This window comes from Haladaptatus rarus, from assembly GCF_054177585.1.
In genome coordinates this window covers 1-1,610 of sequence record NZ_JBPEHG010000040.1, presented here as the reverse complement: position 1 = coordinate 1,610, position 1,610 = coordinate 1, and the positions used below count along the sequence as shown (strand labels likewise).

The following is a 1,610-nucleotide window of genomic DNA, read 5'->3' as shown; positions in this document are numbered from 1 at the left end:
GATAGCGCAAGTCGGTGGTACCCGGAGCCCGTGAAAAGACGAGCATGATGATCGTACCAAGATCCGACACAGGTACTCAGGCGGTGAAAGCCAAGGTCTGTCGGGAGCAACCGACGTTAGGGAATTCGGCAAGTTAGTCCCGTAAGTTCGCGATAAGGGATGCCTGCTCTGGAGAAGAGCAGGCCGCAGTGACTCGGACGCTCCAACTGTCTAGTAACAACATAGGTGACCGCAAATCCGCAAGGACTCGTACGGTCACTGAATCCTGCCCAGTGCGGGTATCTGAACACCCAGTACAATGGGACGAAGGACCCGTTAACGGCGGGGGTAACTATGACCCTCTTAAGGTAGCGTAGTACCTTGCCGCTTCAGTAGCGGCTTGCATGAATGGATCAATGAGAGCGTCACTGTCCCAACGTTGGGCCCGGTGAACTGTACATTCCAGTGCGGAGTCTGGAGACCCCCAAGGGGAAGCGAAGACCCTATAGAGCTTTACTGCAGGCTGTCGCTGGGACGTGGTCGCTACTGTGCAGGATAGGTAGGAGCCGCTACACAGGTACCCGCGCTAGCGGGCCACCGAGGCATCACTGAAATACTACCCGGTAGTGACTGCGACCCTCACTCCTGGCGGAGGACACCGGTAGCCAGGCAGTTTGACTGGGGCGGTACGCGCTCGAAAAGATATCGAGCGCGCCCCAAGATTTCCTCACCCGAGTCGGAGACTCGGGGAAGAGCGCAAGAGCATAAGGAAGTCTGACAGTGTCCTACACAACGAGGGACGCTGACGCGAAAGCGTGGTCTAGCGAACCAATGAGCCTGCTTGATGCGGGCCATTGATGACAGAAAAGCTACCTTAGGGATAACAGAGTCGTCACCGGCAAGAGCACATATCGACCCGGTGGCTTGCTACCTCGATGTCGGTTCCCTCCATCCTGCCCGTGCAGAAGCGGGCAAGGGTGAGGTTGTTCGCCTATTAAAGGAGGTCGTGAGCTGGGTTTAGACCGTCGTGAGACAGGTCGGCTGCTATCTATTGGGGGTGTTACGGTATCTGACGGGAACGTTCGTATAGTACGAGAGGAACTACGAATGGGTGCCACTGGTGTACCAGTCGTCTGACAAGGCGCGTGCTGGGCAGCCACGCACCACGGGGTAAGAGCTGAACGCATCTAAGCTCGAAACCCACCTGGAAAAGAGATACCACCTGAGATCACTCGTAGAAGACGAGTTCGATAGGCTCGGGGTGTACGCACCGAGGCAACGAGGTGTTCAGCCCGCGAGTACTAACCGATCAACGCCACACAATCATACCGCATTTGGAACCACTGTACCCACTACAGTGAGTCCAGGCGCAAACTGGATTGCACATACATACGGTCACAGACGAACCATCAACGATTGGCATCTTCGTCACGGTTCGATTCCGTGAGTTGACGTTAAGGCGGCCAGAGCGGCAGGGTCACACCCGTACCCATCCCGAACACGGTAGTTAAGCCTGCCTGCGTTTCGGTCAGTACTGGAGTGCGCGAGCCTCTGGGAAATCCGATTCGCCGCCTCCATTCATACCTGAACCCCACGTAGAGCATTCGCTCCGCGTGGGGTTTCTCTATTTA

Annotated in this window: 2 rRNA genes; both read left to right on the top strand. The window is 56.3% G+C overall.

Annotated features, from left to right (window positions below):
* A 23S ribosomal RNA gene (locus ACR3FE_RS27720) occupies positions 1-1,304 on the top strand; the annotation flags it as partial.
* Positions 1,305-1,434: 130 nt separating this feature from the next.
* Positions 1,435-1,556: ribosomal RNA gene (gene rrf / locus ACR3FE_RS27715) — 5S ribosomal RNA — on the top strand.
* Positions 1,557-1,610 lie beyond the last annotated feature (54 nt).